The 14,922-nt window shown below is 41.3% G+C and carries 15 protein-coding genes and 1 tRNA gene; all 16 read right to left on the minus strand.

The features are described 5' to 3' along the window. Window positions 1-117: 117 nt before the first annotated feature. Entirely contained in the window at window positions 118-1,047 is a 930-nt protein-coding gene (locus tag CS898_RS09555) for an RnfABCDGE type electron transport complex subunit B (protein WP_099208943.1), read from the minus strand. A gap of 12 nt (window positions 1,048-1,059) precedes the next feature. Beyond that, complete coding sequence (rsxA, locus tag CS898_RS09560; RefSeq protein WP_009431064.1) at window positions 1,060-1,638, minus strand: electron transport complex subunit RsxA; 579 nt, start codon at window positions 1,636-1,638, stop codon at window positions 1,060-1,062. Between the two features lie 9 nt (window positions 1,639-1,647). Then, on the minus strand, window positions 1,648-2,247 hold the full coding sequence (gene rsxE, locus CS898_RS09565) for an electron transport complex subunit RsxE (RefSeq protein ID WP_099208944.1): 600 nt from the start codon (window positions 2,245-2,247) through the stop codon (window positions 1,648-1,650). 9 nt (window positions 2,248-2,256) lie between these two features. After that, window positions 2,257-2,835: an RnfABCDGE type electron transport complex subunit G gene (locus tag CS898_RS09570; RefSeq protein WP_009430910.1), complete on the minus strand. Its 579-nt coding sequence runs from the start codon at window positions 2,833-2,835 to the stop codon at window positions 2,257-2,259. A 10-nt stretch (window positions 2,836-2,845) separates the two neighbouring features. Then, entirely contained in the window at window positions 2,846-3,790 is a 945-nt protein-coding gene (locus CS898_RS09575) for an RnfABCDGE type electron transport complex subunit D (RefSeq protein ID WP_009430233.1), read from the minus strand. Between the two features lie 9 nt (window positions 3,791-3,799). Beyond that, window positions 3,800-5,134, minus strand: a complete 1,335-nt coding sequence (rsxC, locus tag CS898_RS09580; protein WP_039880844.1) for an electron transport complex subunit RsxC — start codon at window positions 5,132-5,134, stop codon at window positions 3,800-3,802. A gap of 359 nt (window positions 5,135-5,493) precedes the next feature. Further along, window positions 5,494-5,580 (minus strand) — tRNA-Leu (locus tag CS898_RS09585). Beyond that, the gene (locus tag CS898_RS09590; protein WP_039880841.1) at window positions 5,580-7,271 is read right to left on the minus strand and encodes an ABC transporter substrate-binding protein; all 1,692 of its coding nucleotides are present in this window, start codon (window positions 7,269-7,271) and stop codon (window positions 5,580-5,582) included. The genes CS898_RS09585 and CS898_RS09590 overlap by 1 nt, the downstream gene beginning before the upstream one ends. Beyond that, on the minus strand, window positions 7,253-7,852 hold the full coding sequence (gene coaE / locus CS898_RS09595) for a dephospho-CoA kinase (RefSeq protein WP_159459163.1): 600 nt from the start codon (window positions 7,850-7,852) through the stop codon (window positions 7,253-7,255). Before coaE ends, CS898_RS09590 begins: the two co-directional genes overlap by 19 nt. Further along, window positions 7,839-10,472: a DNA polymerase I gene (gene polA, locus CS898_RS09600; protein ID WP_099208946.1), complete on the minus strand. Its 2,634-nt coding sequence runs from the start codon at window positions 10,470-10,472 to the stop codon at window positions 7,839-7,841. Before polA ends, coaE begins: the two co-directional genes overlap by 14 nt. Further along, window positions 10,469-10,972 carry a macro domain-containing protein gene (locus CS898_RS09605; RefSeq protein WP_099208947.1) on the minus strand — a complete coding sequence of 168 codons (504 nt, stop codon included), beginning with the start codon at window positions 10,970-10,972 and terminating at the stop codon, window positions 10,469-10,471. The genes polA and CS898_RS09605 overlap by 4 nt, the downstream gene beginning before the upstream one ends. A gap of 158 nt (window positions 10,973-11,130) precedes the next feature. Then, entirely contained in the window at window positions 11,131-11,694 is a 564-nt protein-coding gene (locus CS898_RS09610) for a flavodoxin family protein (RefSeq protein WP_099208948.1), read from the minus strand. Window positions 11,695-11,794: 100 nt separating this feature from the next. Continuing rightward, on the minus strand, window positions 11,795-12,280 hold the full coding sequence (locus CS898_RS09615; RefSeq protein ID WP_099208949.1) for a flavodoxin: 486 nt from the start codon (window positions 12,278-12,280) through the stop codon (window positions 11,795-11,797). Between the two features lie 69 nt (window positions 12,281-12,349). Then, window positions 12,350-12,838 carry a ferritin gene (locus CS898_RS09620; RefSeq protein ID WP_099208950.1) on the minus strand — a complete coding sequence of 163 codons (489 nt, stop codon included), beginning with the start codon at window positions 12,836-12,838 and terminating at the stop codon, window positions 12,350-12,352. Between the two features lie 51 nt (window positions 12,839-12,889). Next, window positions 12,890-13,387 carry a ferritin gene (locus CS898_RS09625; protein ID WP_099208951.1) on the minus strand — a complete coding sequence of 166 codons (498 nt, stop codon included), beginning with the start codon at window positions 13,385-13,387 and terminating at the stop codon, window positions 12,890-12,892. Window positions 13,388-13,476: 89 nt separating this feature from the next. Beyond that, entirely contained in the window at window positions 13,477-14,727 is a 1,251-nt protein-coding gene (locus CS898_RS09630; protein WP_099208952.1) for a metal-dependent hydrolase family protein, read from the minus strand. Between the last annotated feature and the right edge of the window lie 195 nt (window positions 14,728-14,922).

The following is a 14,922-nucleotide window of genomic DNA, read 5'->3' on the forward strand; positions in this document are numbered from 1 at the left end:
CAGGCTAAAGAGGCAAAAACAATAAGGTTTGAACAAAGTGAAAACCAGCGCCTTGAGACGCTGGTTGGTAATACTTGGGCTTATAGCCCGTGATCAAACCACCCGTTTTACGGGTGGTTATGATTTTTCAGCTTCTTTTTCTAAAGTTCCTGTAGCTGCTTTTGCTTGAGCTGCTGCCATTTCTTCTTTTTTCTTGGCTGCTGCAGCTGCTGCTTTTTTCTTAGCAGCTTCTTTAATTTTTTCAACTCTTTCTGGATACTCTACAAAGATAGCACCTGTTGGGCATTTTGCTGCGCAAATACCGCAGTTAATGCACTTGTCATAGTCAATCTTTGCTAAATTATCTTCTACATGGATTGCATCTTTAGGACAGTTCTTTTCGCATAGTTTACATGCAATACATCCAATAGAGCAATTGGTCCGGACAATTTTTCCAGGATCCTTGGTTGAACATTTCACTTCTGTTTTTTGTTTGTAGGGCATCAAACCAATGATGTTTTTAGGACAAATGTCAATACACTTTCTACAAGCAACACATTTTTCCTTGTCCACTTGTGCAATCCCATCTACAATGTGGATTGCATCAAATTCACAAACAGCAACACAAGTTCCACCGCCTAGACAGCCTGACCCACAAGACTTGGATCCACCGACATAGTCGTTAATCAAGCGACAGTCTACAAGACCTTCATAATTGTACTTATTCTTAGCCTTACTGCAATCACCTTGGCAACGAACAACGGCTACTTCTCTTTCCATATTTCCAGCATTGACGCCCATAACGTCTGCTACCTTATCTGCAACTTCTTGGCCACCAATGGCACAAGCATTTACCGCGGCTTCACCAGCTACAATGGCATTGGCAAGACCTTCACAACCTGGGAACCCACAAGCCCCACAGTTTGCTCCTGGTAGTGCATCTAATACATTTACAACGCGTTCGTCCATCTTCACATAGAATACGCGGGAAGCAATGCTTAATAAAACACCGAAGACTCCCCCCATAATTGCCAGGACGATGGCTGCACGAATTACTTCTCCTAACATAGATTGCCCCCCTTATATTAACCCAGCGAAACCGCCAAAGGCCATAGCCATGAGTCCCGCACTAATTAAAGCAATCGGCACACCTTGAAGTGGTTTAGGCAAATCGACAATTTCTAAGCGTTCACGTAAAGCTGCAATTAAAACCAGTGCAAGACCAAATCCAATGGATGCACCTAATCCACTAAATAAAGTTTCGATAAAACCATAGTCATTTTGAATGTTTAGAACTGTAACCCCTAATACAACACAGTTGGTTGTAATCAAGGGAAGATAAACACCCATGGCAGTATATAGGGCCGGACTCATCTTTTTAATGACCATTTCTACAAATTGTACCAAAGAAGCAATGACCAAAATAAAGACGATAGTTTGTAAGTATTCTAAGCTCAAGACATCCAGAATAAATCTTTGCAGAACCCAAGTAATTGCAGAAGCAAAAACTACAACAAAGGTTACAGCAATACTCATTCCCACAGATGTTTCAACCTTGGAAGAAACTCCCAAGAAGGGACAGATCCCTAAGAATTGAGCGAAGACATAGTTGTTAACTAAAATTGTTCCAATTAATATTACAAATATTGAATTTAACATTTCTTCCTCCTAGGCTTCTTTTTTCTTATCCATTAAATAACGAAAAGCTGCAATTAAGAATCCAAGAAGAACAAAAGCACCTGCTGGAGCGACTAAAAAGCCGATGCCAGGATAAGCTTCTGGAAAAATACGTGTGCCAAAAAGTTCTCCTGAACCGAAGAGTTCACGAACAAAACCCATGGCCAATACAGCAATCGTATATCCTAACCCAGTTCCAAGTCCATCAATAAATGAAGGAATGATCTTGTTTTGATAGGCAAATCCTTCTGCTTCCCCAAGAATACAGCAGTTTACAACGATTAATGGTAAGAAGATACCTAGAGCTTCGTAAATTGGTGGTACATAGGCATGTAAGACCATTTCCACTAGGGTTACGAAAGTTGCAATAACTACGATAAAGGCAGGGATCCGGACCTTGCTTGGTATAATTTTACGAAGGGCACTGACAACTGTATTACTCATAATCAATACAAAAGTAACAGCAATCCCCATGGCTAATGAGTTCAATAAGGTGTTGGTAACAGCTAGAGTTGAACACAAGCCAATTAATTGAATGAAGATTGGGTTGTTTTTAAACATCCCATCCTTTAATACTTTTTTTAAGTCCATGAAATCCTCCTACTTTACTAACTCTTTGTGGTAGAAATCAATAACTTTGTTAACTCCTTCAAGGGCTCCCTTAGATGTAATAGTTGCCCCTGTCATCATCATGATTTCATCATCGGCTTGTGGGTCCTTATTTCCTTTAAGGGGTCCTTCTATGGATTTTCCTACATAGCTTTCAGCATATTCAGGTTCTGAAATGTGACTTCCGAAACCTGGAGTTTCACTGTTGCTAATGTTTCTAAATCCAGCCATGGTCCCATCATTTAAAACACCAATGGCATTTTTAAATGCTCCACCATAGCCATAAGCTAGATAGTTGATTCCGTATCCAACAACATCTTCTCCCTTTTTGGCTAAGAAGATATCTGTAATTGTTGGATATTTTTCTTTTAATTTAGCAAGTTCTGTCGCATCATAGGGTTCAAAATCGTCTGCTTGATCTCCAAAGATATCCCTATAAGATGCCAGGGTTGTTTCTAATTCTTGCTTAGCAATAATATCTGATGTATAAAAATTCACAGTTGCTAAAATGAGACCTGAAATTGTCGCAATAATTAGCAATACAGCTCCTAATCGAAGAGTTTCTTTCATTGCTTCACCTCTATGCTTTCTTAGGTCCGTAAGCTTCACCAACGGTAAACTTATCAATTAAAGGCGTACATACATTCATTAATAAGATTGAGTAGGAAACGCCTTCTGGCATACCGCCCTTGGCACGAATAACCGCTGTAATCAAACCTGCTCCTAGAGCAAAAATGATTTTTCCTTTGGCGTTCATTGGGCTAGATGAATAGTCTGTTGCCATAAAGATGGCACCAAGTAATAAACCTCCACCTAAAACTTCATAGGCAAGTAAGTCGACCTTAACTCCAAATAAGAGTAAAAAGATTGCTGTTGATACAATATAAATCACTGGAGTCTTCCAATCAATGACCTTACGAACAAGCAAGTAAATTCCACCAAGAATTAAAGCAATCGCACAGGTTTCACCAATAACACCACCGATGTTTCCTGTAAGCATATCCATTAATGATGGTAGGTTGCCGCCACCCTCTTTTAAGATTTGTAGAGGTGTTGCTCCAGTCATCCCATCAGGTTGAACATAGGCAGTCATTTGTTGGGGCCAAGAAGCCATTAACATAACCCGAGCAGCTAGGGCTGGGTTCATGAAGTTGCCTCCAATACCACCAAAACATTCTTTTACAATAATAATGGCAAAGACGCCACCGAAAGCTACCATCCACAAGGGTGCACCTGCAGGTACGTTAAAGGCCAATAAGATTCCTGTAACTACTGCGGATAAATCCTTAACTTGGATGGGTTTTTTCATTAACTTTTGGAAAACATATTCTGATAAAACACATGCTCCAACAGATACAGCCATAATAGCTAGACTGTAGAGGCCAAAGAAGTAAACAGATGCAATAGCAGCCGGTACTAGGGCAATTAATACATCTAACATGATTCTTTGAACCGTATCATTTGAACGAATATGTGGTGCTAGAGATACAAAATAGTCTCCACTGTTTCTAAGATTTTTATCCATCTCTACCTCCTACTTCTTTGAGCCCATGCGGATTTCTCTTTTAGCCAACTTAACAGATTCAGTTAAGTGACGTTTTGCTGGACATACAAAAGAGCAAATTCCACATTCCATACATTGGTCTGCATGGTAAAGTTCTGCTAAATCAACACGATTACGCAAAATAGCCGCGTTAATATCTGTAGGATTGATATTTGCAGGACAATGATCCACACAACGAGAACACTTGATGCAAGGACTTTCTGTTTCTTCTGGCTTTTCCACTTCTGTAAAGATCAAAAGTCCAGATGTAGTCTTGGTAATGGGGCTGTCTAAGTCAAAGACAGATTTTCCTGTCATAGGACCACCACAGACAATTTCAACAAAGTTTTCCTTAACACCACCACAGAATTCTAAGATTTCCCCTACAGTTGTTCCAATGGGGACCATAATATTCTTTGGTTTTTCAATTCCTGTACCACTGACTGTGATGACACGTTCAATGGATGGAAGTCCCTTTTCAATGGCCTCATAGAAAGCCAGGGTTGTTCCAACATTTGTCAGGAAGACCCCCACATCATTGGTAACACCATTTTGGGGGACAATTCTATTAATAACTGCTTCAGATAAACGCTTGGAATCCCCTTGAGGATATTTTGTTTGACAAGATGCTACCTTTAGGTCCTTCCATTCAGGATTATCTTGAATAAGCTTTTCCATCTTTTCAATGGCATCTGGCTTATTTTCTTCAATAGCCACATAGGCTTCCTTGGTGTGATAAAGATCTGCGAAGAGTTTTAACCCCTTTAAAATCTCTTCTGCTCGTTCCAACATAATTCGATGGTCACAAGTTAAGTAAGGTTCACACTCAGCACCATTTAAGATAACAACATCCAAAAGTGGATCTTCACTTTTTAGTTTTGCATGGAGAGGAAAACCTGCCCCACCCATACCAACGATACCTGATTTTTTTACATAAGTCATAATATCGTCAATATTGGCTGTTTCGTAATTTTTGAAGGCCTCTAGCCCCTCAACATAAGTATTGGCTCCATCATTCTTAATGGACACACATACACAATACCGGCCATCAGCAGTATAGCGTTTGTCTACAGCAACGACTTCACCAGAAACACTGGCGTGTACATCTGCAGATACAAAAGCATCTGATGTTCCCACGACTTGGCCTACCTTTACTTGGTCTCCAACCTTCACTGTTGGATTACAAGGTGCCCCAATATGTTGGCTCATTGGAATGTGCACAATGCTCGGCTGGTCTAACCGCTCAATAGGACAACTTTCTGTGAGGGTTTTATGTTCGTCCATGTGAACTCCTCCCACGGAAAACGTGAGATTTTTTAAATTCATACCTTTCACCTCTTCATATTCAGTTCAAGCTTCTCTGCGTAAAAAATATTTTGAAACATTTCACACTAGTTTTATTATAACACTCTTCCCGGGCCTTGTATATTGACATTTAAAAAAAGCTCTTTGATTTTATGTAAGTTTCAGGGTCTGGTAACCTTTACCTTATCCCGTTTACAAGAAAACAACTTAAGATTTTGTCAATTGAGAAAGGTCCGTCTAATTATGAGAGTGGATTTCAATATTTTTTTAACAATTTCGATTCGACCTTGGCCTCAGCCTTTATCAAAAAGACTTTGTTAAAAAAATAATTGTCCCACTTAATAAAAAAGCTTATAACCCTAATGATTATAAGCTATTTTTGGTGCGAGGAAAGGGACTTGAACCCTCACGTGATTACTCACACATGCCCCTCAAACATGCCTGTCTGCCTATTCCAGCACCCTCGCTAATCCTGGTATTCTTTAGGGATGTATGTTTTCGACAAGCGGTGATAGAGGTCATATACTGATGGCTCCAAGCTCCTGCGAATTCTTTTGTCCTTTAAAATCGCTCCTTGTTTAAAGTAGAGGGGGATATAAGGACAGTCCCTATAAAATAACTCAGTTATTTCATTATAAAGATTTTTTTCATCTTCGTCAACACTTCGCAAGGATAATTTTTTTAAATACTGGTCCATTTCCTGGCTGGAGTAGGAACTCAAGTTGCCTTGTCCAATCATTCCTGAATACAAAAGACTGGATAGGTCTGGCAAGGGAGTCATCTGCATTCCCACTAGGGCCAGGTCAAAATTCCCATCTTGGATTTGCTTTTGAAATTCCTGCCACTCTTCTTTTTGTTTGCCAGGATCTTTTTCTTTTTGATTATCTACAGGAAGATAGTTGCTATAAGCCTCTAGGCCCATTCTTCTCAAATCATCAATAATCAAATCCACAGTGGCTTTTCTGTTGTAGTTAAAGGAATTGGTTGTAATGGCAATTCGCAATTCTCGTCCATCAGGGAAGGTGAAAAAGCCTCGCTCATTTTCTTTGAAGCCGGCTTTTTTTAAGATATCCCGAGCAGTATCCACATTATAGTAAACAGATTGGTTGATATAGTCTGCATACTTGGACTTGGGATGGATCAAGGAGCTAGTTTGGATGGCCTTGCCCAGACAAAGAGAGTCAATAATCCGAGCCTTGTTGATACTTCTAGCCATGGCCTGTCTCAAGGCCCTCCCCTGGCTTCCTTGAAACTTTTCTTGCTTCATATTAATAGCTAAAAATTCCAATTCATTGGTGGGAAATTCTTCCACCTGGATCCGGTTAGAATTTGTTTCCCGGTCCCAGTCGTAACCATCATTCATAGATAGGTCCACCTGGCCCGTTTCCAAGGCATTGGTCCCCTGCCCCTTATTTTCTAAAATCTTCCCTTGAACCTTGTCAATATAGGGAGGTTGCCCCCAATAGTTGGGATTTTTTTCCAAGGTCCAGGGCTTTAAGGTATCTCCAGACATATAGCGGAAGGGCCCCGACCCCACCATGGGAAAGTCCTCTTCTTTCAGCCGGTCTTCCTGACTTAAGAGGTGGCTGGGAAGAACAGGAAAGGTCAGCATTTGTAGGGCATTCCTATAGGGCCTATCAAATTGAAAATCTACATTTCTTTCGTCAAAGGCCACAGCCCGACTAGATCCACTTCCTAAAAAACTGTTACAAGACCCCATACTGTGACGAATAAGGCCCAGGTAGGGGTTGTCTGAAGGAAGATCTAGGATGGCATTAAAGGTGTCTGCTACATCCTGAGCTGTTAGGGGGTGACCATCATGCCAACGTAGGCCCTTTTTTAGGGTTACCGACAAGGTCAACCCGTCTTCAGAAAATTCATAATGCTCTGCCAGGTTGCTTTTAAAATTTCCAAGAGCATCGGAAATATAAAGGGATTCAAAAATCAGTTTGGAAAAATAAAAATAGTCTGTATTCTTACTTAAAAGAGGGTTGACAGTGTCCATATGAGTCAAGGGAAGTTCCAGGGTTCCTCCTGAAACCGGACTGGTTTCAACCAACTCGTCTTCTGAAATCTCTTTGATTTTTATATCGTTACTTCCTTGACATGCCGTTAGGCACAAAATAGATAATAGGCAAATTAAAAAGCCCCGTCGCATAAACGCTTCAACTCCCTGTCTACTTGTTTTAAGGTGGTTTGTGGATCTTGGCTATTGTCAATGAGAACATCCGCATGAACTTTTTTGGCTTCTAGGGCCATTTGGGCATCAATCTTTTGTCGGGCATAGGCCTGGTTGATGGAATCCCTCTTCATTAAGCGTTGGATTTGCTTGTCTTTCGGAAGCCAGACCAGCCATATTTCATCATAGGAAATATTTTTTTGCCGGTCCAGGGTTTCTAGTAAAAGAGGCATATCCACGAAAACTAAGCCCTGTCGGTCCTGAATCTCCTTTTCAATAACAGAAAAAACCAAGGGATGCATCAGGTCATCCAACTTTTTTCTTTCTTTTTCATCGGAAAAAACCAGCCGTCCTAGTTTTTCTCTTTGTAGGACTCCTTGATCCACCAGGCCAGGAAACAAGTCCCCTATCTTCTTTAATAGCTGGGGACTTTCCTGGAGGTCTCGAACAATTTTATCGCTGTCAATGACAGGATAGCCCTTTTCTTCTAAATAGGCCGTAACCAAAGATTTCCCCGAAGAAATTCCTCCAGTTAAGCCAATCACTTTATTTCGCTTCATACCAACTCTTCCCACTTGAAACATCTACAGATAATGGAATGTCCAGCTTGGCTGCCCCTTCCATTAGGTCCACTAATTCTTTCTTCACCTTGTCCTGGTCTTCTTCTCTAACTTCCAATAAAAGCTCATCATGGATTTGTAGGATTAACTTGGCCTGGCTCTTAGAGTCTTTCAAGGCCCGGTAGACCTTAATCATGGCAATCTTAATAATATCTGCGGCTGACCCTTGGATGGGGGTGTTTAAGGCAATTCTTTCCCCAAAAGACCGAATATTGAAATTCTTGGCCTTTAATTCCGGTACATAGCGTCTTCGGTGGAAAATTGTTTCTACATATCCTTGCTTCTTGCCCAGGGCCACAATATCCTTCATAAATTTTTGGACCCCACTAAAGTTATCCAGATAGCGGTCAATATAGTCCTTGGCTTCCTTTCTAGGAATGTTTAAGTCCCTGGATAGACCGTAGTCGCTAATTCCATAGACAATACCAAAGTTTACTGCCTTGGCCCGTCTTCTTTCCAAATCCGTAATTTCTTCTTGGTCCTTGTGGAAGACCTGAGCCGCTGTCCTCCGGTGGATATCTTGCCCCTGCCGGAAGGCATCCAGCATATGGTCGTCCTTGGAAATATGGGCCAGGATTCTCAACTCAATTTGAGAGTAATCGGCATCCACAAAACAAGACCCTTCTGGAGCCACAAATGCCTTGCGAATTAATCGCCCTTCCTTGGTCCGAACGGGAATATTTTGTAGGTTCGGGTCATTACTAGATATCCGGCCCGTAGCCGTATTGGTTTGCTTGAAAGTGGAATGGATTCGACCATCTTCTCCAATTAAATCCGCCAGACTTTCCAAGTAGGTGGATTTCAACTTAGTTAGGGACCGGTAACGCAGGATATCGTCAATGATGGGTCCTTGGTCTTTTAGCTTTTCCAAGACCTCTACTGATGTGGAATAACCTGTTTTAGTCTTCTTAATTACAGGCATACCCATTTTTTCAAACAATACTTGGCCCAATTGCTTAGGGGAATTCAAATTGAAGTCCACCCCGGCTTCCTTCTTAATGGAAGCTTCTAAGGAATCAATTTCTGTAGAAATTTCTTCATTAATTTCCTTTAAAACTTGACCATCTACCTGGACTCCTGTTAACTCCATAGAGGCTAAAACTTCACATAAAGGCAACTCGATTTCTTCAAACAGCCCCAACATATTGCTTTCTTCAAGCTTTTGCCTTTGAGCTTCCATAAGACGCAAGACTCCCTGACAGGTTAGGGAAACATATTGGTAGAGGTCTTCTTGGTCCAGGTCTTGGAAGCTTTTTTTCTTTTTGCCCTTTCCTTGTAGGTCTTCCAAAGAATCCATTTGCTCATTAAAATAGTCCTGGTAGAGTCTTTGCATGGAATAATCACTTTGCCCTGGATTTATTAGGTACTGGGCAATTTCTGGGTCAAAGACAAGATTCTCTGCCTCTACTTCTTGATCTAAAAGATAGGTCCAGGCCTCTTTTAAGCCATAGGTATATTTTTTATTTTCTCCTGAAAAGAGGACCCCAAGCTGGTCTTGATCTAAGTCTTCTTTAAGGATGTAGGTCTTGTCATCAGCCAGTTTAAAGGCAAAAAGATAGGGCTTATAGCCATGGTAAACTGGCCCTTCTTGCAGGATATAAAAGGCAAAGTCCTTGCCCTTGCACTTATCCAAAACTTCTTCTCCACTTAGGACTAGGTAGCCCGTATCCTTGGCCTGGTCTTCTGCTTCGAAGTCTTGGTAGTCTTGGGGAAGCCTCTTTAAAAGGCTGGAAAATTCATATTTTTTATAGAGGTCTCTTAGGGCATGGTAGTCGTAGTCCTTGACAGCAAGGTCTTCTAAACCCAGGTCCAAGGGAACTTGCCGGTAGATTGTTCCTAATTTCTTGGACATATAGGCCTGGGCCTTGTGGTCCCTGATTTTTTCTCCGGTCTTGCCCTTAAGCTCGTCCTCATGTGCATAAAGACCATCCATGGTCCCATATTGGTGGAGCAATTTCAGGCCAGTTTTTTCCCCAATACCTGGAATCCCCGGAATATTGTCGGAACTGTCCCCCATAAGCCCCTTTAGATCAATCATTTGGTCCGGGGTCAATTGGTATTCTTCCTCCAGACGGGCCAAGTCATATTTTTCTGTTTCGCTAATCCCCCGTTTGGTCAAATGGACAAAAGAATTTTCATCTACCAGTTGGAGGTAGTCCCGGTCTCCTGTTAAATAGACTACTTGATAATTTTGGTCACTGGCCATCTTCCCCAGGGTTCCGGCAATATCATCTGCCTCATAAATAGGACTATCCAGAGTCACAATGTGCATGTGGTCCAGAATTTCTCGCATCATGGGCCATTGTTGGTCCAATTCACTGGGAGTCTTTTGCCGGGTTCCCTTGTAGTCCTCATATTCCTTGTGCCGAAAGGTCTTCCCCTTTTGGTCAAAGCAAACAGCCAGGTAGTCAGGCTGATAGCTATCTTTAAAGTTTTCCATCATGGATATAAAACCATAGACGGCGTTGGTATATAGACCATTTTTAGTTGTCAAAAGTGGCAAGGCGTAAAAAGCCCTAAAAAATAAACTGCTGCCATCAATTAATAGTAGTTTTTTCATCTTTTCTTCCCATCTTTTTGTATTTTTAAAGCCATTTCCTCCAGGTCCTCTGTAAATAGAACCAGGTAGATGTCCTGAAAGTCTTTTGACCCTTCTTGTAAACTTTCTATAGCTATCGTCATGCATTCTTCAAGAGGATAGCCATAAACCCCTCCAGAAATTAAGGGAAAAGCCAGGGTTTTTAGGCCATTTTCCTTAGCCAAGTCCAAGGAGGATTGGTAGGCAGACCTTAAAAGATAGGATTCTCGGTGAAGACCATCCTGGTAAATAGGTCCCACTGTATGGATTACCTTTTTTGCCTTTAACTGGTAGCCATCCGTGATCCTGGCCTGGCCTGTTGGACAGCTCTTTAACTTTTTACACTCTTCCAAGAGGCCTGGTCCTGCTGCCTTGTGGATGGCCCCATCCACTCCGCCCCCTCCCAGGAGAGATGGATTCGCAGCATTCACTATCCCATCTACAGGGCACTGGGTAATGTCTCCCTTTACAATATGAAACATAGGATCCTCCTTTTATTCTCAATCATCTTCTTTTAATTATTATAGCAGAAAACAAGGACAAGTTATATCTTCCCTTAAAGAGAAAGGGCCCGGAAAATTTCCGAACCCTAGTCGTCTGCTTGTCGCCATCTTTCTCGTCTTTTTACTTTTAAAAAAATCTACAATGAACAAACCTTTCTGCTGGATAAAGAATCTTTAAAATAGTCCAGGGCCTCTTGTAATTCTTCTTCTTTGGCTGGCCTACTGGTCTTTAAGCCTTCTAGGAGCTGGTCTTTAAAGCTCTTATCCCGAAATTGCAGTTCTCTTGTCCGAGACCTCTTCCTTTGCAAAAGGAAATTGGGGGTCATCTTGGCCTTTTCATAGCTAGCCTGGCTGGTCCTACCAGGACAAACCCAGACTCCCAAGCTAGGTCTTCCCACTAGAAATCCTTCTAAATAACAGGCAAACTCTTGTCTTTGATTGGTCATGTGGGCTAAGGGGTCGTTGGCAAAAATCCCCACGAGAGGACCCTTTATTTTCTTTAGGGCCTTTTGACTTTCCTTATTTAAAAAGCCCCGGTCTCTATAGCAACCCAAAAGAATGAAATCGTACTGGTTAAGGTCAGCAACCTCCTGGATTTCTTTTAAGTCTAGATTATAATCTTCTTTCAAATACTGGTAAAGATAGTTGGCAAAGGCCTTGGTATTATCCCTTCTAGATGAATATACAATTAAGCCCCTCATGACACCTCCCCTTTCATTATCTTAAAAAATTGATCTTTCAGTGAAGAAGGGTCCATAAAAAGTAGCTTAACTTTTTATGGACCCTTGACTTTTCTAAGTCTTAATGGGACAAGATTTGAAGCCAATCTTCAATTTCTTGTCTTTCTAAGTTCCGATTGAAGCGATGTCCCTTTAAAAGGGTTAGGCCTTGTCCATATTTTTCTTCCAACCGGTCTTGGGCCTTGTCAATTGTGCTACCACCAGATGTGGCAAAGGGAATGACCTCTTTTCCCTTTAGGTCTTCTTGTTCTATAAAGTGGTCAATAATCCTAGGTTCAATCCCCCACCAAATGGGAAAACCTAGAAAAATTTGCTCATAGTCCTTCAAATCTACTGGCAATTTTTTGTAGGATGGCCTTGCCTTTTCATCCTGCATTTCCACACTTGACCGAGATTGAGGATTCTTCCAATCCAAGTCTTCTCTTGTATAGGTTTCTTGGGCCTCAAGGGGATGGAAGTCACATTTTAGAGCCCCAGCTAGTTCCTTGCCAGCCAACTCAGTTGTCCCTCCACATGAAAAATAAACCACTAGACTCTTTTTTCCCATCTCTACCTTCTTTCTATTCACTAGATATGAAAGGAGACAAAGGGAAGTCCCTTTGTCTCTAACCTATTCTTATCTTCTTCCCAATCCACTGTCTATTTTTAATAGGGATGCCTTGTCGTCTCCAACAAATTTAACAAGATCAATTAAATCTCTGAAGCTTTCTTCTTCTTCAACTTGTTCATCGACGAATTTTCTCAAGAAGTTTTCTGTTGCGTATTCTTTTTCTTCAATGGCCAAGTCAAGAATTTCTGAAATGCTCTTTGTAATCATTTGTTCATGTTCATAGGCAGTTTCAAGAACTTCTAATAGGTCGGCATAGTCTGTTTTTTGTGCTTCTACCTTTCCTAGTTCAACCTTGCCATCCAAGGACTTCACGTGTTGGATAAAGGCTTCAGCATGTTCTAATTCTTCTTGTGTTTGTTTGGTCATCCAAGAAGAAGCTCCCTTTAATCCTGCGTCATCTAAATAAATCCGCATGCCATTGTAAACATAGGCTGCTTCATATTCCTTTTTAATTTGATCATTTAAAGCTTTTGCTAATTTTTTGCTTAATTCCATAATTACATCCTCCTATTTTTCAGTGTTTTCTTCTAAGGTCCTAGACAGGTTTTATTCTTGTCCTCTTTGGCCTAGACGACTATCTACTTGGAACATAGCTGCCTTGTCGTCTCCAGCTAATTGAATGAGTTCTAAAACATCTCTAAAGTTGTCTTCTTCTTCAACTTGTTCATCTACATAGGTTCTTAAGAAATTTTCTGCAGCATAGTTTTTTTCTTCAATAGCTAGGGCTAAAATTTCTTCAATGCTCTTGGTAATTCCTTTTTCATGTTTCAAACCAGCTTCCCAAATAGAAGCTAAGCCATCATATTCTGTGGTTTCTGCTTTGATTTCAGCCAATTCAACTTGTCCATCTACAGACTTGATAAATTGAATAAAGTCTTCAGCATGTTCGATTTCTTCTTTTGTTTGCAGGGTCATCCAGTGGGTAGCTCCAGGAACGCCGAAGTCATCTAAATAAATCCGCATGCCATTATAAACATAGGCTGCTTCATATTCTTTGGCCACTTGTTTGTTTAATGCTTTTTCAAGTTTCTTACTTAATTTCATTCTATACCTCCCAATTATTCTGTAACTTTCCTAGTTTTATCTTTACCCAAAAGGGAGTTCATTTAACCAAAAATTTGGTCCAGATAATTTTATAAGATCTTTTTAATCCATTCCCCTTCTTTAATAATCATATCCATATTTTCCGTATCGATGTTACGGATATTTTCTAGAGGATTTTTACTTAAAACAAGAATATCAGCAGATTTCCCACTTTCAATGGTCCCTGTAATGTGGTCTACCTTAAGCATCTGGGCCCCAGTCTTAGTTGCAGCTACAATGGTGTCCATAATGGGAATTTTTGCTTTTTCTACAAAGGATACCATCTCGCCAATGGCAGTAATTCCATAGGGTGTCAAGCTTGAACAGAAGGAGTCTGACCCAATGGTTAGGCCAATCTTTTTCTTGGCGGCTTTTCTTAGGTTGCCATAAACTCGGTTTAATTCTTTTTCCGCCACTGTATCCCCTTCGTAAAAGTCATGGACTGCCGGATCATAGGGAGGAGCATAGGACTTAAACCATTCATTTAAAAATTGGATGGTAGGGCAAAAATAAATGCCCTTGTCAGCCATAATATCCAAGCATTCATCATTTAAGGTTTGTCCATGGATGATTAAGTGGACTCCTGCCTTGGCAGAATCCAAGGCGCCACCATAACCCTCTGCATGGCTCCAAACCGGGATATCCACCATCTTACATTCATCCACTACTGCCTTGATTTCCTCAAAGGTATAGTGTTGATCCAGTTTTTGGTCCCAGCGCCAAATTCCCCCTCCTGTGGACCAAATTTTAATGGCATCGGGATTATCTCTTAGGCGTCTTCGAACGGCTTTTCTCAATTCCCAGGGGCCGTCCACCCTTTCTGCCCAGGGGTGGGAATTTTCATTGTAGGCCAGGGGAAGCTCGTGGCTATCGCCATGGCCAGCTGTCCGGCAAAATCCCCGACCCGTAGCAACAATTCTAGGGCCCTGCATGACTCCAGCTTCCACCATGTTGCGAATATGGATCCCACTATAGGAAATTTCTCCAACAGTGGTAAGCCCGCTTTCCAAGCACTCATGAGCTTGTTGGACTGCGACAACTGTTTTTTGTACTGGGTGCTCAAAAACCCAGTCCCGGCTATTTTCTGTCAAGTTTCCTGAAAAATGTAGGTGGGTATCAATCAAGCCTGGCAGGATGGTCTTTCCCTTTAGGTCGATTTCCATATACTTATCCCGGTCAAAATCCCTGCTGGGGCCAGCATAAGTAATGGTTTTTCCTTCAACAATTACCATGCCGTCCTGGATGGGGTCTTGGCCATTTCCGTCAATTAATAATCCGTGGTTTAATACATAAAAATTCATTCCAGCCTCCTTTGTTTGCTCTTCTTATTATAACACAGTCCCCTCCAATAAGAATCCACCGGCGTAGCCGGTGGTTTTTCTCTTGCGGCCCAAAGGGCCTTTTTTACTAGCTACGTCTCAAGGGCGCCTGTGGTTTACCACACGCAATTTTTACTTGCTACCCCTTAAAGGGGTCTAAGTTGTCCATTGTTACTT

It is taken from the genome of Urinicoccus timonensis, from assembly GCF_900232945.1.
GTDB classification, from domain to species: domain Bacteria; phylum Bacillota; class Clostridia; order Tissierellales; family Peptoniphilaceae; genus Urinicoccus; species Urinicoccus timonensis.

Excerpts from the sequence above, each read along its gene's own strand:
- CS898_RS09555 (WP_099208943.1), bottom strand. The coding sequence starts at position 1,047 with ATGTTAGGAGAAGTAATTCGTGCAGCCATCGTCCTGGCAATTATGGGG.
- rsxA (WP_009431064.1), bottom strand. The coding sequence starts at position 1,638 with ATGTTAAATTCAATATTTGTAATATTAATTGGAACAATTTTAGTTAAC.
- rsxE (WP_099208944.1), bottom strand. The coding sequence starts at position 2,247 with ATGGACTTAAAAAAAGTATTAAAGGATGGGATGTTTAAAAACAACCCA.
- CS898_RS09570 (WP_009430910.1), bottom strand. The coding sequence starts at position 2,835 with ATGAAAGAAACTCTTCGATTAGGAGCTGTATTGCTAATTATTGCGACA.
- CS898_RS09575 (WP_009430233.1), bottom strand. The coding sequence starts at position 3,790 with ATGGATAAAAATCTTAGAAACAGTGGAGACTATTTTGTATCTCTAGCA.
- rsxC (WP_039880844.1), bottom strand. The coding sequence starts at position 5,134 with ATGAATTTAAAAAATCTCACGTTTTCCGTGGGAGGAGTTCACATGGAC.
- CS898_RS09590 (WP_039880841.1), bottom strand. The coding sequence starts at position 7,271 with ATGCGACGGGGCTTTTTAATTTGCCTATTATCTATTTTGTGCCTAACG.
- coaE (WP_159459163.1), bottom strand. The coding sequence starts at position 7,852 with ATGAAGCGAAATAAAGTGATTGGCTTAACTGGAGGAATTTCTTCGGGG.
- polA (WP_099208946.1), bottom strand. The coding sequence starts at position 10,472 with ATGAAAAAACTACTATTAATTGATGGCAGCAGTTTATTTTTTAGGGCT.
- CS898_RS09605 (WP_099208947.1), bottom strand. The coding sequence starts at position 10,972 with ATGTTTCATATTGTAAAGGGAGACATTACCCAGTGCCCTGTAGATGGG.
- CS898_RS09610 (WP_099208948.1), bottom strand. The coding sequence starts at position 11,694 with ATGAGGGGCTTAATTGTATATTCATCTAGAAGGGATAATACCAAGGCC.
- CS898_RS09615 (WP_099208949.1), bottom strand. The coding sequence starts at position 12,280 with ATGGGAAAAAAGAGTCTAGTGGTTTATTTTTCATGTGGAGGGACAACT.
- CS898_RS09620 (WP_099208950.1), bottom strand. The coding sequence starts at position 12,838 with ATGGAATTAAGCAAAAAATTAGCAAAAGCTTTAAATGATCAAATTAAA.
- CS898_RS09625 (WP_099208951.1), bottom strand. The coding sequence starts at position 13,387 with ATGAAATTAAGTAAGAAACTTGAAAAAGCATTAAACAAACAAGTGGCC.
- CS898_RS09630 (WP_099208952.1), bottom strand. The coding sequence starts at position 14,727 with ATGAATTTTTATGTATTAAACCACGGATTATTAATTGACGGAAATGGC.